This is a genomic window from Microcoleus sp. A003_D6, assembly GCF_036702825.1.
Classification (GTDB): domain Bacteria; phylum Cyanobacteriota; class Cyanobacteriia; order Cyanobacteriales; family Microcoleaceae; genus Microcoleus.
In genome coordinates this window covers 21338-40468 of the sequence record NZ_JAUBWA010000066.1, presented here as the reverse complement: position 1 = coordinate 40468, position 19131 = coordinate 21338, and the positions used below count along the sequence as shown (strand labels likewise).

Genomic DNA, 19131 nt, shown 5'->3' with positions numbered 1-19131 from the left:
AGTAGGCAGGATAAATCCTGCAACTCCCTTTCATCCCCGGACTGAAGTCACGGGGTTTTCAGGGTATTTCCTATAAGCTCTCGCGCATTTAAATTGTATATTCAGGGCGGGCGGGACGCCCAACCCTACTCCCCACAAGAGTTTGATTGTTTTTTCACATACAATTTAAATTCAGAACAGCTTAGGCTCTCTAGGCAAGCGCAAAAAGTGAAAACCCGCAGTCACAAGCAATCCTCAACCAAATATTCGATATCATTTAAGGAGATGGTGGAAGAAGCGAATCAATATTAGCGATCGCAAAATTGAGAAAGTATTCTGTCCGCGATATCAGTTGTTCGGCATCGGTTTCTGTTATATTTGGATCGACATCATAATCAGCTCGATCGACGAGCTCTTTCAGCATCAATTAGGTAGCGGTGCAGTTCTACCGGAACTCGATTAGTGCGAGCGAAGCGTTCTCCAAAAGCAGCGATGACGGCTGAGTGTCGCGAATAGGATAGTCCTTCAGCTTCTAAAAATGCTGTGGCGATATAAAACATCGAATAGCAAGCACGGGAAGTCGCAAATTCAGGAAAACCTGTGTTGTTCAAGTCTCTCGCCGCTTGCAAACTTCTATTTGCTTTATCCAGTAATATTTGTTGTTCTGGAGTCATACCGCCAACCCTTCTTGACGAATGTTGCGAAAGAAAGCATTATTGTGGTGATGAAATTGCTCGTTAGTGGTAAATGCACAGCTAATCAGCACATTATATTCTCAACATAAATCGGCAATTAAAATACTAATTCGCTCGCTTTCTTGAGAGCAGTCAAAGGGATTTTTTAGAACAATTAAGATGTCGATATCCGAGTCTCGTCTAGCATCACCTCTAGCTTGGGAGCCAAACAAAACAATTTTGTCTAATTGTTCGCCGTAAAGTTTTTTTAGACCTTGCTGAGTTTTTGTGATAATTGTTTGGATTTGTTCATTCATGTTTTATGAGCCGTTGTATTTAGGAATGAGAATTAAATAACTTACACTCTTGAAAGTGGGGAGTAGGGGTTGGGCGTCCCGCCCGCCCTTTTTGGACGGGCGAGACGCCCATCCCACAATAACAATTAAAATTGTAAGTTATTTAATTCGCGATCCTAAGCGGCTGATACTAGACCTCTTGCAAAAATAACTAGGACGGGCAAGATGCCCATCCCACAAGAGTTATTTTTTCTTGTGGAATGGGCCGGAGAGCCCGTTCCAGAATTTGATTAAAAGGATTTTTGCAAGAGGTCTACTGACGATAATTTTATTAGGCAGTTGTACGACGGAATATTGGGGATATAAGCATGAGGGTTGATTTTTCCAAAAATCATCGAGCAACTCTCATAAAACTTTTAGACGTTCCGTCAGATATTCGCTTCCCGTCAGACTCAACTTTTTTTTTAGAAAGGTAATTCACTCATGAGATTTTGAGATACTTGCCGTTCTTTTTAATATATGGTCACAACAGACATTATCTGTCAATCCTGGAGAGTTGATGGCAATTGATGAAAAAAGCATCAAAAGTACCTCAGTGGCCGGAATTCCTATGATATGATACGATCTCCGCTAAAACGACGGCAATCAAATAGGGTCGTAGTAAGAATTTTACTTCTCATAAAACTCGCTCGGACTGAAGTCCTCACTACTTGGCTTATAACGGTTATTTTACAGGAAATGATATGACGACTGATGACCGCTGACCGATCGCGAAAAGTGTTGCTAAAGTTAATTAGGAATAATTTTAGGTCAAGACTTATGGAACTTGCTAAGTTGGCGGCAAATTTACGTGAAGCGAAGCTATCCCGCAGGGAATCGCCCGACGAAGTTGTCGATCGCCATCCTGTGACGGTTGCGCCCTCAACATCGCTCGAAGATGCGATCGCCCTGATGCGTCGGGCGAGAAACCCTTGTCGGCTGCCAAATTCACCGCCGCACTCAAACGCAACGGTAACAGCATCAATTAGTTGCGTCTTAGTTGTCGATGAAAATCAGCTAGTCGGATTGCTAAGCCCGGGAGATGTGCTGAACTTAGCCTCCGCCGAATATGGATGGCAAGGCATGAAAGTTGCCGACGCAATGACGCGGAATTTAATTGTTTTAAAAGAATCAGAATTTACAGATATTTTGACCGCATTTAAGCTATTTTGTCAATACTCGATCGATTACTTGCCAATTGTGGACGAACGGGGTCAGCCCGTAGGTTTAGTCAGCGAAAAAAGGATTCGCCCAGCAATGTATAGCTGGATGGAGGCACTGCACCAAGAAGCGGCAAAACTCCCAGAACAATCCGAACTGTTAGACGGCAATTGTGAACTAAAAAAACGAGTCTGCGATCGCCAAAATGCCGAAAAGGCCCTGCAAGAGAGCGAAGCCCGCTACCGGGCAATTGTGGAAGACCAAACCGAACTGATTTGCCGCTACCTCCCCGATGGCAGAAGGACATTTGTCAATCAAGCTTACTGTCGTTATTTTGGTGTGCAACCAGAAGACTTGCTCGGTAACAGCTTCCTGCCGCTGATTTTAGAGCAAGACCGAGAATCTTTTCTGGAGCAATATAATTTATTATCTCCCGACAAGCCTTTTTTTACTTCCGAACACCGAGCAATTTTGCCGAGCGGCGAAATTCGCACTCAACAGTGGATCGATCGCGCAATCTTTGACGAGACAGGAAAAATCGTTGAGTATCAAGCTGTGGGTCGAGATGTGAGCGATCGCACGCTTGCAGAAACCGCTTTGCAACAACTCAACGCAGAGTTAGAACAGCGAGTCCAGCAACGGACTGAACGCTACAAACAAGCCGTATTAGCAGGTAAATTGACCGCAGAAAAACTGCAAAACTCCGAAGCAGAACTGCTGGCGCTGTTTAATGCCATGACGGATATCGTGCTGGTTTTCGACGCAACGGGCCGCTACCTCAAAGTTGCCCCCACGGCTCCCGAACCGCTGTACAAACCAGCTCCTGAAGTGCTGGGTAAAACCCTCGCCGACATCTTCCCAGAAGCGGAAGCTAATTTTGCCCTGGGCCACATTCGCCAAACTTTGGCATCTGGTCAAACCCACAGAGTTGAATACAGCAGGGAAATTGGCTGCAAGTTAATCTGGTTTGAGGGCAGTATTTCGCCGCTGGGGGTCGATCGGGTGATGTGGGTCGCCCGAGACATTACCGCTCGCAAACACGCAGAAGCTGCACTGCAAAAGAGCGAGGAAAAGTTTCGCAACTTATTTGACGATGCTCCGATGGCGATCTGTTTGGCAAGCGTGCGCGACTACCGCACGATCGAAGTGAATGAAGCTCACCGCCAGATGTTGGGCTATAGCGATGCGGAGTTGGCGAACATGACTTTTACTGAACTCACTCATCCAGAAGATTTAGAAGCAGAGGTCGAGCAAGTCAAGCAGTTGGTTGAGGGCAATATTTCTCGCTTCCAAATGGAAAAACGCTTGATTAAGAAGAATGGCGAGCTGATGTGGGCAAACTTGACGGTGACGCTGATCCGCGACCGCGAAGGCATTCCTCTCTTTCTCATGGGGGCGATCGAAGATATCAGTTACCGCAAGCGGGCAGAAATGGAATTGCAGCAGTTAAAAGAACGCCTGCAATTTTTACTGGCTTCTAATCCGGCGGTAATTTTTACTGCCGCACCGGCGGGGGATTTTTGTACTACTTACATCAGCGACAATGTTAAGGCAATCGTTGGTTACGACCCACAAGAACTGTTAGCAGATCCTAACTTTTGGTTGAGCCGCATTCACCCTGAAGATCGGTCACAATTTATAGTAAACTTTTCTGATTTGTCCGAGGGTAAAAATTGCATTTGCGACTACCGCTTTCTGCACATAGACGGACTTTACCGCTGGCTGCGGACGGAACTAAAACTATTGGTTGACAGCAGGAGTATTCCGATCGAAATTATTGGTTACGCCGCCGATATCAGCAATTCTAAATATGCCGAAATCGCCAGGGGGCAGCAGTTCGAGCAAGAACGGCTCGTGGAGGCGATCGCCCGCCGCGTCCGCCAGTCTTTGCAATTAGAGGAAATTCTCAACACCACGGTTGCGGAACTCCAGCAAGTATTGTTAGCCGATCGAGTTTTGGTTTATCAAATTTTACCCAAAAAGGGCGGGCGAGTCATTGCTGAAGCCGTGGCAGAAGGATGCAGCCAACTCGTGAATAGATATTTTGGCGAAGAGGTTTTTCCGGCCCAAAGTTATCAGCTTTATATGCAAGGGCGAATTTGTGCGATCTCCGAACTAGATGACCCCTGCATGACACCTTGTGTGGTGGAGTTTATGAAACAGATTGAAGTTAGGGCAAAGTTAGTAGTGCCGATTATTCAGCACAGCCAACTTTGGGGATTGCTGATTGCCCACCAGTGCTCGCGCCCCAGGGATTGGCAAGAATGGGAAATCAATTTATTTCAGCAGTTGGTGAATCAATTGGCGATCGCCATTCAGCAATCTCTACTCTACCAGCAACTGCAAGCTGAACTGAGCGATCGCAAACAAGCGGAAGCAAATTTGAAAAACTCCCTCAAAGAAAAAGAAATTTTGCTCAAAGAAGTTCACCACCGCGTCAAAAACAACCTCTGCGTAGTTGCCAGTCTGTTAGAACTGCAATCGAACACAGTTGCCGACCCGCAATTAGCCAAAATGTTTGAAGAAAGTCAGAATCGGCTTTATTCTATGGCTCTGATTCACGAGAAACTGTACCGATCGACCAACCTGGCGCAAATTAATTTTGGCGAATATCTCGAAGATTTGGTAAGTAACTTGTTTCACTCTTACAATATTAGCGACAACCGCATTCAGTTGCAGGTATTAGCGGAACCAATTTTCCTAAATCTTGAAACGGCTACTCCCTGCGGTTTAATTGCTAATGAATTGGTTTCAAATACCCTGAAACACGCTTTTCCTGATGGCACAACGGGTACAGTTAGTGTAGAATGCTATCAAACGGGCGATCGGTCAATCCACCTTTTCGTTAAGGACAACGGCATTGGCTTTCCTCAAAACTTAGATTTTCGGAAAACTAACTCGATGGGGTTTCAAGTTGTCTGCACTTTAACCGAGCAGTTAGAAGGAACCATCGAACTTTCAAGACAATTTGGCACAACATTTCACTTGAAGTTTAACGAATTAAACTACTTTCAAAGGTTGTAAAAATATGAATTTCCCCGAAAAATTAATTAGTATCTTGATTGTAGAAGACGAACTGTTAATTGCTAAAAATTTATCTCCAAAATTAGAAAAATTGGGATATAAAATCGCCGACATCGTTTCTTCAGGAGCAGATGCCATCCAGCGCGCAGGCGAAATGAAACCAGATTTAATCTTAATGGATATAGTCATCAAAGGCGACATTGACGGCATAGAAACAGCAGCAATAATTAATCAAGAATTAGATATGCCAATTATCTATACAACTGCATACGCCGACGACGAAACTTTGCAGCGAGCCGAAAATACTGGCTCTTACGGCTACCTCCTCAAACCGTTTAAACAAAGAGAACTGCACGCCACCATCAAGATAGCGCTGAGCAAACATCAAGAAGCAGTTAGAATGCAAAAAATAATTGCACTAGCAGCAGCAAAAAGCGAAAACGAATCGCGATTTATTTCAATGGTATACCACGATTTAAACACTCCTTTAACTACGATACAGCTATCGGCTGAGATGCTGGAAGATTCAGACTTGCAAGGGAAGCCAGGAACCACAAATAAAAATGTCGATCGCATTAAAAAAGCGGTCAGCAGTATGAGTGGATTGCTGGAGGATATTTTAATGATTAGCAAGGCAGACTCAGGGAGAATATTATTAAATTTAAAACCTGTAAATCTGATTGATTTGTGCAAATCTATTTTAGAAGAACTGCAACCTATCGCCACTCAAAAACACTTCGTCACTTTCCGCAGTCTAACAGAAAATTTGCCAGCTAATCTGGATGCCAAACTGCTGCAACACCTCCTCACTAATTTGCTGTCAAATGCTATAAAATATTCTCCAAATGGTGGCACTGTCAGTCTAGAATTAAGCTGTGAAGATAAACAAGTAATTTTTTGCGTTCGAGATGAAGGAATTGGCATGACAGCGGAATATCAGGGGAGATTATTTCAGCAGTTTGAACGGGGTGCTAATGTAGGCAAGATTAAAGGATCGGGTTTGGGACTCTGCATTGTCAAACACATCGTTGACCTGCACGGCGGTACAATAAGTGTGGAAAGTGCGATCGGCAAAGGTACTACATTTATTGTCGCGCTGCCTTTGTTAGTCAGTAGTCATTAGTCAGTAGTCATTAGTCATTAAGCGATGGGAGGGGGCGGGTTTTTGAGTCCTGCAATTTGATGATTGAAATTTGGGTGAACCCGCCCCTACCAATCTTGATATTTTAGATGTATTATTATTATTGTATGAGCGAATCTGTAGGGGCGGGTTCACCAACCATCTATAATTCCAACTAACAATATACATAAACCCGCCCTCTCCTCACTAACAGTTAAAAGCTAACAGTTAAAATTAGTTATTTTAAGCAAATCTATTGGGAGACAAAAGCTCGTAGCGTAGCGGGGCGTAAGCCATCGCCCTATCTTCTTCTCCCCCCGCCCAATTAGCAAATCGCTCCGCCAAAGCAGGTACAATAGTCAAAGGATTGCTGAGACCCGAAAAAACGTGCAATCCAGGGCGAGCTCGAATTTCTCCCACTACGGGCAACTGATCGGCGCTAAATGCCACAATACACTCGTGCCAAGTTGCCGGTAAATTTTCCAAAGCAGGCAAAACTTTGCCGATACCTGCACGAATTGCCTTTTCGCTAGTTTGGCGATCGACTTTAGCATTCAAATCGCTCAAAGTGCGAGACAATTGCCCGATCCGCAAACTCCCATCATTAAACTGAATTGCACCCGAATCTAAAATCGGCGACAGCAACTCTTTACCCGGTTCATCCCAAAGAAAATCCACCTCAATTCTACTCGATTCAGCTTCCAATTCAAAACGTTTTAATAGCGCAGGCATCACCAAAGTCCTGAGTTTCAAATCCACAGGTGCAGTTGACAAAATCTCCGCGCGAGTAAAATAAACTCCCACAGAAATACCAGCAGCCTTCAGCAAACTCCGACTCCAACCTCCAGCACAAACCACAGCATTTTCACAACGATAAATTCCCTGCGCCGTCTTGACTCCCGAAATCCGATTTCCCTCTTCTATAAACCCAATTACTTCAGCAAATTCTATAGTGCCTCCCAACCGCACAAACCCTTGACAATAAGCTTTATTTGTGGCAGTCGGCGAAATGTGACCGTGGCGCACAGTCAGGGCTCCCGCGATCGCACTTTTATTCAGCAAAGGTTCCAACTCGCCAGCTTCTGCAACACTCAAAAGCTGCGGAACAATCGCAAAATCCGCGTAATTAGCCGCAACTTTTTCGGCATCAGTACCCGCATCAATTGTCAGCAACAAATCCAACTCGCGAAACTCAGTATCAGCATCTAATTCCGCCGATAAATTGCGGTGGCGTTCGATACCTTCCCGACACAATTGACGAGTTAAATCAGTCGTCCCCGACCAATAAGCCAAGCCGCCGTAACTAAAACGAGTCGCATTTTGCATGGCAGCATCTCGTTCCAAAAGCAGCACAGCAAAACCTTTTTTTGCCAGTTCGTAACCCAGTGACGCACCCGTAATGCCGCCGCCGACAACAATCCAATCGTAACTTTTCATGAGCAACTCAAAGGGAAGGAAAATATCATGCTTAGGAATGAGAATTAAATAACTTCCACAAGGAAAGTGGGATGGGCGTCTCGCCCGTCCTTTTTGGACTGGCGAGACGCCCATCCCACTATAACAATTAAAATTGTAAGTTATTTAATTCGCGATCCATTAGATTTTACCTTAAGTTTTTTCGGAACCAGCCGAAAAGCCTCTTCCTGTAGGTAGAGGCTGCCTGCGATCGCCCTAACTGAAACTTCCACCCGTCGGGAGATGTTTGTGCAGGGAGATTTTTCGTTCAATAGTAGGAATTAGAGTCAGCAAAAAAGTAGAAATACCAGAGAGGTTTTTATGAGTATCGACAAACCAGGCAAAGATATGGAGCGCACTGTCAATCCGGGCGATCGCATTTCCGACGAGCCGCAAACCATCGAAGAAAAAGCCCAGCAACTGGCAGTTGACCACGTGCCCGACATCACGGGAGATGTTGTGACAGTTCCAACTTATGTGGTTGTAGAAGAACCGGATGGGGAAAAGAAAGCTTTGCACCACGTCAAAGACGCCGATGAAATTTCCGACGTAATTCGGCAGGCCCGCGTTGACGAAAATGGCGAGCGGATTTGGGATTAAGTTCAATTCAATAAAAACGGGCTTTGTAGGTAGAACACCGATCGCTAGAAATCATGGAAACAAATCAAATAAATAATACGCCCTATCCCAATATTCCGCCGATTCTCGAAAGTGACGACAAAGAGTATCGCGACGCTGGGATTACAAGTACAGTTTCAGTTGCAGGTCATCCCCTCCACCCAGTGCTGATCGTGTTTCCGGTAGCCTTTTTAGTAGGAGCCGCCGGCACCGATATCGGTTATTGGCTGACAAGCGATCCGTTTTGGGCGAGAGCTTCGGTTTGGCTGATCGGTGCCGGTTTTGGTGCGGGGATTTTGGCGGGAATCACGGGTTTTTTAGATTTTTTCAAAATTAAAAGAGTGCGCGATCGCAGTGCAGGTTGGTTGCACATGGGCGGCAATGTGGCGGCTCTGGTACTTTCCCTGATTAACCTGGTGTTGCGGCAAGGAAATCCGGCTGAGCCGATCGTCTTTACAGGTTTAGCAATATCGATCGTCGTGGCAACCTTGCTGGGCATTACAGGCTGGTTCGGCGGCGAACTAAGTTTTCGCCACAAAGTCGGCGTCATCGGCCCTACCAGTCATAATTCGTAGGTTTCTGACCATTTTTAGTAGGGACTTCAGTCCCTCTTCACTGGATAATAGACCTCTTGCAAAAATCCTTTTCATCAATTAATGGGACGGGCTCTCCGGCCCATCCCACAAGAGTTATTTTTCTTGTGGGATGGGCCGGAGAGCCCGTCCTAATTATTTTTGCAAGAGGTCTATTGGATAATGCAGGACTAAAGTCCTGACTGCAAACTTAAAGATTGTCCCAGCCAATTCAGATAAGCATCGCTGCCAGCGATAATAGGAATAGCAATAATTTCGGGAACTTCATAGGAATGGAGTTCCTGAACTTTTGTTTTTAAAGCCTCAAATTTAGCCAAATCAGTTTTAATTACCAACTGCCACTCTGACTCAGCCTTAATCTCGCCTTGCCAAGTATAAATCGAGCGAATTGGCGACAAACTCACACAAGCAGCCAGCTTGTTTTCAACTAGAGATTTCGCGATATTCTCCGCCTCCACCTCCGATGCCGCAGTTACCAGCACCACCCCAAAATTAATTGTCATAGTTATTAATTATCAGTCATCAGTCATCAGTCAACAGTCAACAGTCAACAGTCAACAGTCAACAGTTAATCTCATTAACTTCCCAAGAATTGACTCTGCCCGCCCCTGCTAAGGAAAAATAGCGCCTAGTAGATTCCGGCAAAATAGCTCCCGCCAACAAAGCATTATCTAAATTAGCTCCTATTAACGTCGCCTCGCTCAAATCTGCTGCCATCAAATCAGCTTGACACAGCTTTGCCCAATTCAGATTTGCCCCTCTCAAACAACTTCCTCTCAACTTAGCCCCGGTTAAGTTTGCTCCCGCCAATTTCACTCCCCGCAACTGAGCCGCGCTGAAATTCGCCCCCGCCAAATTCGAGCCTTCCAAATTAGCTCCCATGAGTTTAGCTTCGCTCACGTTAACGCCGCTCAAATCTGCACCGCAGAGATTCACCCCTGTCAACTGCGCTCGCCGCAAACTGACTCCGGTTAATTGAGCTCCAAAAAGTTTTGCACTGTTGAGCTTTGCACCGTAAAGGTTTGCCCATTTAAAATTAGCTCGCGTCAGATTTGCGCCCAGCAAGTTAACTAATTGCAAGTCAGCGCTGCACAAGTTGGCATTCCACAACACAGCACCGCGCAGGTTTGCGCCGGTTAAAGTTGCGCCGCTTAACTTTACTCTCGGCAATTTTGCTTTTACCAAAAAAGCTCCGCTGAGATTGGCTTTTGTCAAATCTGCGCCCGATAGTTGGGTTTCGCCCATTTTGGCAAAACATAGATTTGTTCTTTGCATCTGTGCGGCTTTGAGTGTTGCTTTGGTGAGAAACGCTCTGCTGAGGTTCGCCCCGGAAAGATTAGCTCGCGAAAGGTTGACTCCGATTAAGATTGCTCCGCTGAGGTTTGCCCCGCCCAGATCGGCTCCAGTAAAGTCTCTTTGTCCTTTTTCGTAATTGTTGAGCAGTTCGCTAACTTCCATAGGGCGTGATACCTTCTATGATTGGGGGGTTTCGGATCGAGAAATCTCTAATCTTAAGGTTGTTTCAGAAATTAGACTGTTTCAGAAATTAGACTGTTTCAGCGTTTGCCTCAAACTGTATAAATCTTGTTAACATTACTTTCTGTTTAAAGGCGATCTCTTAATAAAGATTTTATATATTCTTCACGGTAGAGATCGCCCTTTCGGTACTTTTGACTTAAAAGTTAATGTTTCTTGACATAGATAGTCATTCCTTAACGATCGACCGTAATTCGCAACTTCAGGCGCAGCTTGCCCTTGAATCCTGCGGGAGGTTGCCAGGAACTCAAGGCATTCTTGAGAGTCTCTACGGCGTCTGTTGCTTGCAGCGTCGAGCTTTGAGTATCTATCGCCACTCGAGCAACGCGGCCGTCTTGTACCGATAACTCCCACACCGTTTCACCGCTAACCCCCGCCGGGAGATTAACAGATTGCAGGTATTGAGTCAAAGCGGCGATCGCCCCGGCATCCAACCCTTCGGCACTGACTACTTCCCAGCGAGAAGCCTTTGGCTGCAAGCGTTGCGACTCACCGTCACCTCGCTGCCGCGGCATAACAGGAACTGGGCTCACCGGTAGCGGGCTGCGAGTCGGTGTAACGCTCCTAATGCCGCCCCTAGTTGACTCGGCAGCTTCCGGCTCGAAAATACCTTCATAGCTGACACCCTGCGGCAATTCCACAGGCACTTGCACCCTACGACTAGATCCATCGGGTTCGACTCGCACTTCTTCGCTCACAGCCACAAAAGCCGTGTATTCCGACAGCAAGCGATAAGTCAAAGCAGTATTAGTCACAGCTTCCACCAGAGATTTCGTCTCGCCGCCAAACATTTGATTCATTAAATCTTTAATCCGCGATCGACCCCAAAGCTGAGCTACCGCCGGATTGCCAAAATCCGTAGCCGTTGCTGCGACTGAAGTAGACTCCCGCTGCCGCGCGCCGGCTGATTGAGCAAAATTGACGGGTAAAATCTGTTCGTAAGCTTTGCCACCAGCTTGAGTGCCGCGGATGCGAAGTTGGCCGGGGGATCGATCGGTCTTTTTGCCAAACAAAACCAGCGGCTGACTCGCAAACAAGTCTGGAGGTGCGATCGGATAAATTTCCGGTTTTTCCCCCATTCCTTCCCAACTAATTTGAATATTAGTCAGTACCGGACTGTTAATTTGACGGAAAAACTTTTCTGCTGCTTCTGCTGACGGTTCATCTTGACGAATTACTTGAGACGTGCCTCTTCCCACTTCTGCCAAACGGTTGAGCAAAAACCGATTCACCGAACTGCCGACACCAAAACTATAAAGTCGATTTCCCGGTTTCAGACTCCTTTGAACCAGGGCAAGCACTTCTTTTTCATTACCAATATAACCGTCGGTAATTAGTACAATACTCCGCAGCCTTTCTGTTTTTGCCGCAGGATAATTCATCACAGTTTGAATGCCGTTGAGCAGTTCTGTGCCGCCGTTAGCCTGCAACCGATCGATATAATTCATTGCGCTTTGTCGATTTTCCGCAGTATTCGCTAAAGGAGTAGTTGAAAGCGCTTTCGCCGTGTTGGCAAAATCAATAATAGTAAAAGTATCCTTGGGATTCAGCCCTTGAATGAAGCGGCGCATCAACTCCTTAGATTTTGCCAGCGGTTCGCCCTGCTGAGAACCGGAAGTGTCCATCAGAAACACGACATCTTTAGGTACAATTTCATTAGTTTTGTAGTTTAAGGCCGGAATCAGATAAGTAGCAAAATGACCGCCCCGCTTGTCCGATTGAGTCAAAATAGTTGCCCGAGTATTTTCCCCCGCCACTCGATAGCGCAGAATTAAATCTTTATTGGGAATTGTGTCAGAGTTAGCTAATTGGACTCGCACAATATTGCCGCTGCGGTCAGTTGTAATTTGATGGGAAGTAGAGCGGACATCGCCGATCGCAACTCCGGCATCTATTTCTACTGAAACACCGATATTGTGGCCCGATCGCGTTCCGGGAGGCAAGACAGGCGGGTTAATGCGATCGGGATCGGTCGTATTTCCCGAAACATAGCGAGGCCCTACCACCATAGGAAACACAAATTCGTAATCGCCGCCAGCAAACTTGAGACTTTCCGTGTAGCGAATCGTAACTTCAATTTTTTCTCCCGGTTTGATATTAGCGAGAGACTGAGTAAAAATATTATCGCGTTCTTGTTCCAACAAACCCGCAGTCCGGCCTTGCTGTCTGGCTTTTTGGTAAATTTCCAAAGCTTCATCGCGCCGTTTGATATCAGCTTTTATAATGCGATCGCCGATTTTAATTTCCATGTCATCCACCGCCGCTTCGTCGGGCAAAGGAAAGACATAAACAGCTTCTAAAGATTCGGGAAAAGGATTTTCAAACTTCTGAACAACTTCGACGCGGGAGATATTGCCAGCAATTTTGGCTTTAACTTCAGTCTGCTTGAGAGGAAAGACTTGTTCTGGGGTCGTATTTTGAGTTTTGACGAACAAACCGCCGACTGGACAGCGACTTTGGGGCGATCGTCCGTCATTGCAATTCACATCGTTACTAGCGAGGATTTTCGGCGACACAGACAAATAATTTTCTCCCGGATCTTGTGCCCGCGCCGCATTGGGAGCGAACCACGCGCCGCACTCGTTAGCGAAGCCCTCGAAGAGGATCGCCGCGAGCAATGCGATACCAGCAGAAAGCAATTGTTGAGGGGATATAACGCAGACAAACTTCATAGCTGTTTTTTCTCTTCAGATTTGAGATGCTTCGTTTACCATGACCTTACCATTGGCGAAACGTTCCTGAGTTAGCTTTTTGGGAAAAGTGAAGGAACGGGCTGCAAACACCAGTAGGTTTGGTCGATCCTCTTCGTTGGCGTAGCCCCCGTAGGGGCGGGCTTCGCCAACGGGCGATCCAGCCTAACCTGCAAGATTGTATAATTAAGTTAGACGACTATTAAATAGCTCTAACCGAAATCCCTCAAATCCTAATAAATTGTAATTACCATGAATTTCATCAACCCCAAAACCGACTTTGCCTTTAAAAAAATCTTCGGCTCTGCTGACAGTAAAGACATTTTGATTAGTTTCTTGAATGCGCTCCTCTACGAAGCACAGCCAGTTATCGAAGATTTAGAAATTATCGACCCCTATTTAGCTCCAAACATTAAAGGGATAAAAGATACTTACTTGGATGTTAAAGCCAAGATTACTGGTGACAAAACTGTGATTATTGAAATGCAGGTTTTGAATGTAGAATACTTTCAGCAGCGGGTTTTGTATAATGCAACTAAAACTTATTCAATGCAGTTAAGCACAGGAAGTGGCTACAGCCATTTAAACCCTGTGATTGCTCTGACAATTACAGATTTTAAAATGTTTGAGAACATGGACACAGTGATTTCGCACTTCATTTTCAAAGAAAAGACATTTTTAGTAGATTATCTAGCGGATCAATTTGAGCTGGTGTTTGTGGAGTTACCAAAATTCAACAAGGGACTAGATGAATTAGAAACCTTGACAGATAAGTGGATATACTTCATGAAAACAGCTCAAGCTTTACAGTCTGTTCCCGAAGAATTGGGAAATGTACAGGAACTGAAACAGGCTTTTAAAATTGCCAGTACAGCGAATCTAAATGCTCAGGAACTAGATGAGTTAGATAAGCGAGAAATCTGGATTCAAGACCAGCGTGGCTCCATTAGTCTAGCTACCAAAATAGCCCTTGCAGAAGGTATCGAACAAGGTATCGAACAAGGTATCGAGCAAGGTATCAAACAAGGGAATTTGCGATTAATTACTCGCCAGTTGGAACGTAGTGTAGGCGCACTGTCGCCGGATATCCAAGCCTGTATAAGTCAGTTATCCGTTGAGGAATTAGAGAGTTTAGGAGAGGCTGTATTAGACTTTGCCACCTTGTCAGATTTGACAACTTGGTTGCAAGCACATAACAATCCTCAATGATAGGCCAAATGGGTGTAGGGGCAATCCCCCGTGGTTGCCCTTATGGATTACCTATGTCACATTTGAGTCTGACCTGACATTGAAACATCTAAAGTCGAAAATCCTATGAGCAAATTTGTGTTTGTGACCGGCGGCGTGGTTTCCAGCATCGGCAAGGGAATTGTCGCTGCTTCCTTGGGCCGCCTATTGAAGTCGCGGGACTATTCTGTCTCGATTTTGAAGCTAGACCCCTATATTAACGTTGACCCCGGCACTCTCAGCCCGTTTCAGCACGGAGAAGTCTTTGTCACGCAAGACGGTGCGGAAACTGACCTCGATTTGGGGCACTACGAGCGTTTTACCGATACTTCCATGTCTCGCCTCAACAGCGTCACCACGGGTTCCATTTATCAAGCGGTGATCAACAAAGAACGCCGCGGTGAGTATCAGGGGAGCACGGTGCAGGTGATTCCGCACATCACTAACGAGATTAAAGAGCGAATTCACCGGGTAGCAAAAAATACTAATCCCGATGTCGTGATTACGGAAATTGGCGGAACGGTGGGAGATATTGAATCTTTGCCGTTTTTGGAGGCAATTCGCCAGTTTCGCAAGGATGTCGGGCGACAAAATGTTGTGTATATGCACGTCACGCTGATACCTTGGATTCCTTCGGCTGGGGAGATGAAAACTAAACCGACTCAGCATTCGGTGAAGGAATTGCGGTCGATCGGCATTCAACCAGATATTTTAGTATGTCGGTGCGATCGCCCGCTGTCTTTGGGCATGAAACAGAAATTGTCGGAATTCTGCAACGTGCCCGAAGAATGCGTCATCACATCTCAAGATGCTAAAAGTATCTACGAAGTACCCCTGATGATGGAAAAGGAAGGTTTGGCGCAGCAAACGCTCAATTTGCTGCAACTCGAACATCGCCAGCCAGATTTGCATCAGTGGCAAACTTTAGTCAACAGGCTTTACAGTCCCAATCACAAAATTGATATTGCTTTAGTTGGCAAATACGTGCGGTTGAACGATGCTTATCTTTCGGTGGTCGAAGCTTTGCGGCACGCAGCAATCTCGATCGGCAGCGACCTGAATTTGCACTGGATCAACTCAGAAGATTTGGAATCTGGAAATATCGAAAATTATCTCAAAGGTGTCAACGGCATTCTTGTACCCGGAGGTTTTGGGATTCGGGGAGTAGACGGCAAAATAGCTGCAATTCAATACGCCAAACAGCACAAAATTCCATTTTTGGGATTGTGTTTGGGGATGCAGTGTGCTGTGATTGAATGGGCGCGCCACACCGCCCAACTAGAGGATGCCAACAGCGCTGAATTTGACCCGGATACAGCAAATCCGGTAATTAATTTATTGCCAGAACAGCAAGATGTAGTCGATTTGGGCGGTACAATGCGACTGGGTTTGTATCCGTGCCGCGTCAACCCAGACACCCTCGCTTTCAAACTTTATCAGAAAGAAGTGATTTACGAGCGGCACCGCCACCGGTACGAATTTAACAACGCCTACCGCAATCTTTTCTTAGAATCAGGTTATGCAGTCTGCGGGACATCTCCCGACGGCCGATTGGTAGAAATGATCGAATTGCCCAACCATCCCTTTTTCATAGCCAGTCAATTTCACCCCGAATTCCAATCTAGACCTAGCGCCCCCCACCCCTTGTTTCAGGGGTTTATCCAGGCGGCCAGCATCCAGGGAAAGCAGGATGTTTTAGAAGATGAGGGTCGCGACTTGGTTGCCGGGAAAGTTGTCGCAAACTGATCTGATATTATGTGCGATCGATTAGTTCTGATATATTGGATGTCTGTAGGGCGGGTGAGTGCACACAATACTCAAATCGGGCAGACTATCTCGATTGCACTCACCCGCCCAACCCAATAATAGGACTTGATTCGGGTCGCACTTACCGGACATGATATCGGGCAGCATTCTCAACGAGTGTAAAACCTTACCCCCGACCCGCTGCATAGGGGTTGGGGGGCTAGTACCCGAAGGGAGAAGGCATTCGGGAGAAGGCAGAAGGTAAAAATTGCTGATATTTTTACTTAACTTTTTAGCTGGGATTTCAACGGTGATACCAGTTTCAAAAAAGAATGCAACTGTAGGCCCGCGATCCAAGCCCCGATAGTCATCAGTCATGCCCAATCTAACATCTAAAATCTAAAATCTAAAATGATATGAGTTGTCAAACTATCCTAAAATACCAGGAAACGCAGGTTTGAGGAGGGTTGTTGTGGCTTACTGGAGCAAATTTACTTATGAGAAAAGTACATATATAATTGACCTTGACACTATTAGTGCTTTTTCTAGCGAACTTGATAACAAGCGTATCACTTTTTGGCTGCCTAATAGCAGTCAGCCGATTATCCTCAATCCCCAAGGCAATTCTGAGGCTTACAAGCAAGTTCTCGATTACCTCAAAAAAACGATCGACCGCAATTCTAAAGGTTCGTGGGTTAAAATTAATTATGACCGCAAAGAATTTGCGATCGATATGAGTCGAATTAGCTCTTTTGCTTGCGAACAGAACGGTCGGCTAATCAGCTTTTCCCTGCCTGACAGTGCAACTAATATTATTCTCATGCGCGAAGGCAACTCGGACGATTATCAAAAAATTCAGGAATACATTAAAAATACGACTGGGCAATCTCTGCCGTGAAGAAGTCCTTAGTCATTAGTCATTAGTCATTAGTCATTAGTCATTAGTCATTAGTCATTAGTCATTAGTCATTAGTCATTAGTCATTAGACAAGATTGCATGAATTCGCTCGCTATGCTTGAAATTATCTGCGTTTATCTGTGTTTATCTGCTTTACATCTGCGGTCAATTGATCGAAGACTTATGCAACAAGTCTATTAGTCATTTGAGCGAGCTGCCAAGCTAATTTTGCTGCGCCTACCATGCCTGCTTGATTGCCCAATTCAGCCACCAATAACTGCAAATCTTCGCGAGAACTCGGCAATACCCGCCGCTCAATTTCCTCTCGAACTGTCGGCAAGAAAAATTCTGCACCGGCACTAATTCCGCCGCCGATAATAATAGCTTCCGGCGTCAAAATATAAATTATACTTGCTAAACCGATACCGAGATAGCGCCCGTAATTTTCCCAATATTCTAAAGATTTGGCATCTCCAGATTTAGCTAAATTTGCTAATTCTATGGGTTCTAAACCCGTTTCGCGGCGGATTGCTTGCACGGAAACGTACTGTTCTAAAGAACCGCGATTGCCGCTGTTGCACTCCGGGCCGTCTGGATTTATGGCAATCAATCCTAGTTCTCCGGCCGCGCCTAGATGCCCTGCAAATAGTTTGCCGTCTAGGATAACTGCACCGCCGACTCCTGTACCTAAAGTTAGTAAAATTAGGTTCTTAAAGTGCCGTCCCGCACCCAACCAAGCTTCTCCTAAACCGGCACAGTTGGCATCATTTGCTAATATTGTCGGCAGTCCGGTTTTGGCTTCCAACCAGTCAGCTAAGGGGACGTTATGCCAGTTTTTGAGGTTAATTGCTACTCTGGCTATTCTGCCGATCGCATCTGCGGGGCCTGGTGTGCCGATGCCGATCGCACTTATTCGATCCCCCCCCAGCCCCCCCTTAAGAAGGGGGGGAGTTTGAAGTTGTAAAATAGCATCCGTCATTGCAGCTAAAACGGCTTCTGGCGTTGCCGGTTGAGGGGTTGGGACAGTTAAGGATTGGTGACAAATGCCGTCTTCGCTGAATCTGCCGAGTTTGATTGCGGTGCCGCCTAAGTCGATGCCGATTACTTGTGCCATTCGATTTGGAATTTGGGATTTGGGACTTGGGATTTTGGATATTCTATTCTAACAAGCAATTGATATTTGTAGCAACCTATTCTTTCCCAGAAAAACCCAAACCATCCCCAACAAATACTGCCTCAATAACATTCCCATTCCCAACATCATCCTCAACTATCGGTAGCGGAAATCTTGCTAATATCTCCCGGCTAATTTTTCTCGCAACATCTCCCAATTCCCCGTCACGAATTCTACTCAATAACAGCAGCCGCTGCGCCAATTCCTGAACCGATTCCACCGCATCCGCAGCGGCGACATCCCCGCCGCTTTCGCCCTCTAAGAATCGAACCCCAAATCGGCGCAACCAAGCGGCTAATTCCGCATCTTTGAGGCGTTTTGCAATTAGAAATCCGGCGACATCTCCTCTACTCCAGCCTTGATTCACTCCTTCGAGAATTTCCATGAATTTCGCCTCGTATTCTGCGTCTGTGAGGGTGGGGCGGGGCGCAGGTGGTGGCGCAGGTGGGGGTGTTTTCCCCAATAGGCGCTGGATTAGTTGTTTGAGGAATTGCCAAATTTTGTTTAGCATTTGTGGGGTTGGGATGTGGGGTTGTTTCTATTTTAGTAGATAGAGTAGGGTGCGTCAGCTTGAGTTTTATCGTTAATAATTAAGTTTTTCTCTACTGACGCACCCTACAAGTTGTTAATAATTGAGATAGAGTAGGGTGCGTCAGCTTGAGTTTTATCGTTAATAATTGAGTTTTTCTCGACTGACGCACCCTACAATTACAGTAGATAGAGTAGGGTGCGTCAGTTTGAGTTTTATCGTTAATAATTAAGTTTTTCTCGACTGACGCACCCTACAAGTCGTTAATAATTGAGATAGAGTAGGGTGCGTCAGTTTGAGTTTTATCGTTAATAATTGAGTTTTTCTCGACTGACGCACCCTACAATTACAGTAGATAGAGTAGGGTGCGTC

The 19131-nt window shown here is 45.8% G+C and carries 16 protein-coding genes; 7 read left to right on the top strand and 9 right to left on the bottom strand.

What is annotated here, in order from left to right; all coding sequences use genetic code 11:
- Window positions 1-256 precede the first annotated feature (256 nt).
- From QUB70_RS18820 to QUB70_RS18810, 3 genes are all read right to left on the bottom strand, one after another.
- Window positions 257-403: a hypothetical protein gene (locus QUB70_RS18820; RefSeq protein WP_332982671.1), complete on the bottom strand. Its 147-nt coding sequence runs from the start codon at window positions 401-403 to the stop codon at window positions 257-259.
- The gene (locus QUB70_RS18815) at window positions 375-653 is read right to left on the bottom strand and encodes a HEPN domain-containing protein (RefSeq protein WP_332982669.1); all 279 of its coding nucleotides are present in this window, start codon (window positions 651-653) and stop codon (window positions 375-377) included. The genes QUB70_RS18820 and QUB70_RS18815 overlap by 29 nt, the downstream gene beginning before the upstream one ends.
- Before the next feature lie 101 nt (window positions 654-754).
- On the bottom strand, window positions 755-970 hold the full coding sequence (locus QUB70_RS18810) for a nucleotidyltransferase domain-containing protein (RefSeq protein ID WP_332982667.1): 216 nt from the start codon (window positions 968-970) through the stop codon (window positions 755-757).
- A 798-nt stretch (window positions 971-1768) separates the two neighbouring features.
- Here QUB70_RS18810 and QUB70_RS18805 point away from each other — a divergent pair.
- Entirely contained in the window at window positions 1769-5173 is a 3405-nt protein-coding gene (locus tag QUB70_RS18805; protein ID WP_332982665.1) for a PAS domain S-box protein, read from the top strand.
- 4 nt (window positions 5174-5177) lie between these two features.
- Window positions 5178-6296, top strand: a complete 1119-nt coding sequence (locus tag QUB70_RS18800) for a hybrid sensor histidine kinase/response regulator (RefSeq protein WP_332982662.1) — start codon at window positions 5178-5180, stop codon at window positions 6294-6296.
- Between the two features lie 240 nt (window positions 6297-6536).
- Here QUB70_RS18800 and QUB70_RS18795 read toward each other — a convergent pair whose 3' ends face one another.
- On the bottom strand, window positions 6537-7730 hold the full coding sequence (locus QUB70_RS18795; protein WP_332982661.1) for an NAD(P)/FAD-dependent oxidoreductase: 1194 nt from the start codon (window positions 7728-7730) through the stop codon (window positions 6537-6539).
- 339 nt (window positions 7731-8069) lie between these two features.
- On the opposite strand from QUB70_RS18795, the gene QUB70_RS18790 reads away from it, so the two are divergent.
- Window positions 8070-8348 (top strand): hypothetical protein, encoded by a 279-nt coding sequence (locus QUB70_RS18790; RefSeq protein WP_332982660.1) that lies wholly within the window; start codon window positions 8070-8072, stop codon window positions 8346-8348.
- 53 nt (window positions 8349-8401) lie between these two features.
- Window positions 8402-8941, top strand: a complete 540-nt coding sequence (locus QUB70_RS18785; RefSeq protein WP_332982658.1) for a DUF2231 domain-containing protein — start codon at window positions 8402-8404, stop codon at window positions 8939-8941.
- Window positions 8942-9129: 188 nt separating this feature from the next.
- Here the strand turns inward: QUB70_RS18785 and cutA are convergent, their stop codons facing one another.
- The 3 genes from cutA to QUB70_RS18770 form a co-directional block, all read right to left on the bottom strand.
- Window positions 9130-9462 (bottom strand): divalent-cation tolerance protein CutA, encoded by a 333-nt coding sequence (gene cutA, locus QUB70_RS18780; protein WP_332982656.1) that lies wholly within the window; start codon window positions 9460-9462, stop codon window positions 9130-9132.
- Window positions 9463-9520: 58 nt separating this feature from the next.
- Window positions 9521-10417: a pentapeptide repeat-containing protein gene (locus QUB70_RS18775; RefSeq protein WP_332982653.1), complete on the bottom strand. Its 897-nt coding sequence runs from the start codon at window positions 10415-10417 to the stop codon at window positions 9521-9523.
- Window positions 10418-10671: 254 nt separating this feature from the next.
- A complete protein-coding gene (locus tag QUB70_RS18770; RefSeq protein ID WP_332982652.1) occupies window positions 10672-13167 on the bottom strand; it encodes a VIT domain-containing protein in 2496 nt (831 codons plus the stop codon).
- Window positions 13168-13437: 270 nt separating this feature from the next.
- Between QUB70_RS18770 and QUB70_RS18765 the strand changes: the two genes are divergently transcribed.
- The 3 genes from QUB70_RS18765 to QUB70_RS18755 all read left to right on the top strand — a co-directional run bounded on the left by QUB70_RS18765 (window position 13438) and on the right by QUB70_RS18755 (window position 17056).
- Window positions 13438-14394 carry an Rpn family recombination-promoting nuclease/putative transposase gene (locus QUB70_RS18765; RefSeq protein ID WP_332982649.1) on the top strand — a complete coding sequence of 319 codons (957 nt, stop codon included), beginning with the start codon at window positions 13438-13440 and terminating at the stop codon, window positions 14392-14394.
- 105 nt (window positions 14395-14499) lie between these two features.
- A complete protein-coding gene (locus QUB70_RS18760) occupies window positions 14500-16158 on the top strand; it encodes a CTP synthase (protein WP_332982648.1) in 1659 nt (552 codons plus the stop codon).
- A gap of 472 nt (window positions 16159-16630) precedes the next feature.
- Window positions 16631-17056 (top strand): hypothetical protein, encoded by a 426-nt coding sequence (locus tag QUB70_RS18755; protein ID WP_332982646.1) that lies wholly within the window; start codon window positions 16631-16633, stop codon window positions 17054-17056.
- 181 nt (window positions 17057-17237) lie between these two features.
- Here the strand turns inward: QUB70_RS18755 and QUB70_RS18750 are convergent, their stop codons facing one another.
- On the bottom strand, window positions 17238-18170 hold the full coding sequence (locus QUB70_RS18750; RefSeq protein WP_332982645.1) for an ROK family protein: 933 nt from the start codon (window positions 18168-18170) through the stop codon (window positions 17238-17240).
- Window positions 18171-18246: 76 nt separating this feature from the next.
- Complete coding sequence (locus QUB70_RS18745; RefSeq protein WP_332982644.1) at window positions 18247-18741, bottom strand: hypothetical protein; 495 nt, start codon at window positions 18739-18741, stop codon at window positions 18247-18249.
- Window positions 18742-19131: the final 390 nt, after the last annotated feature.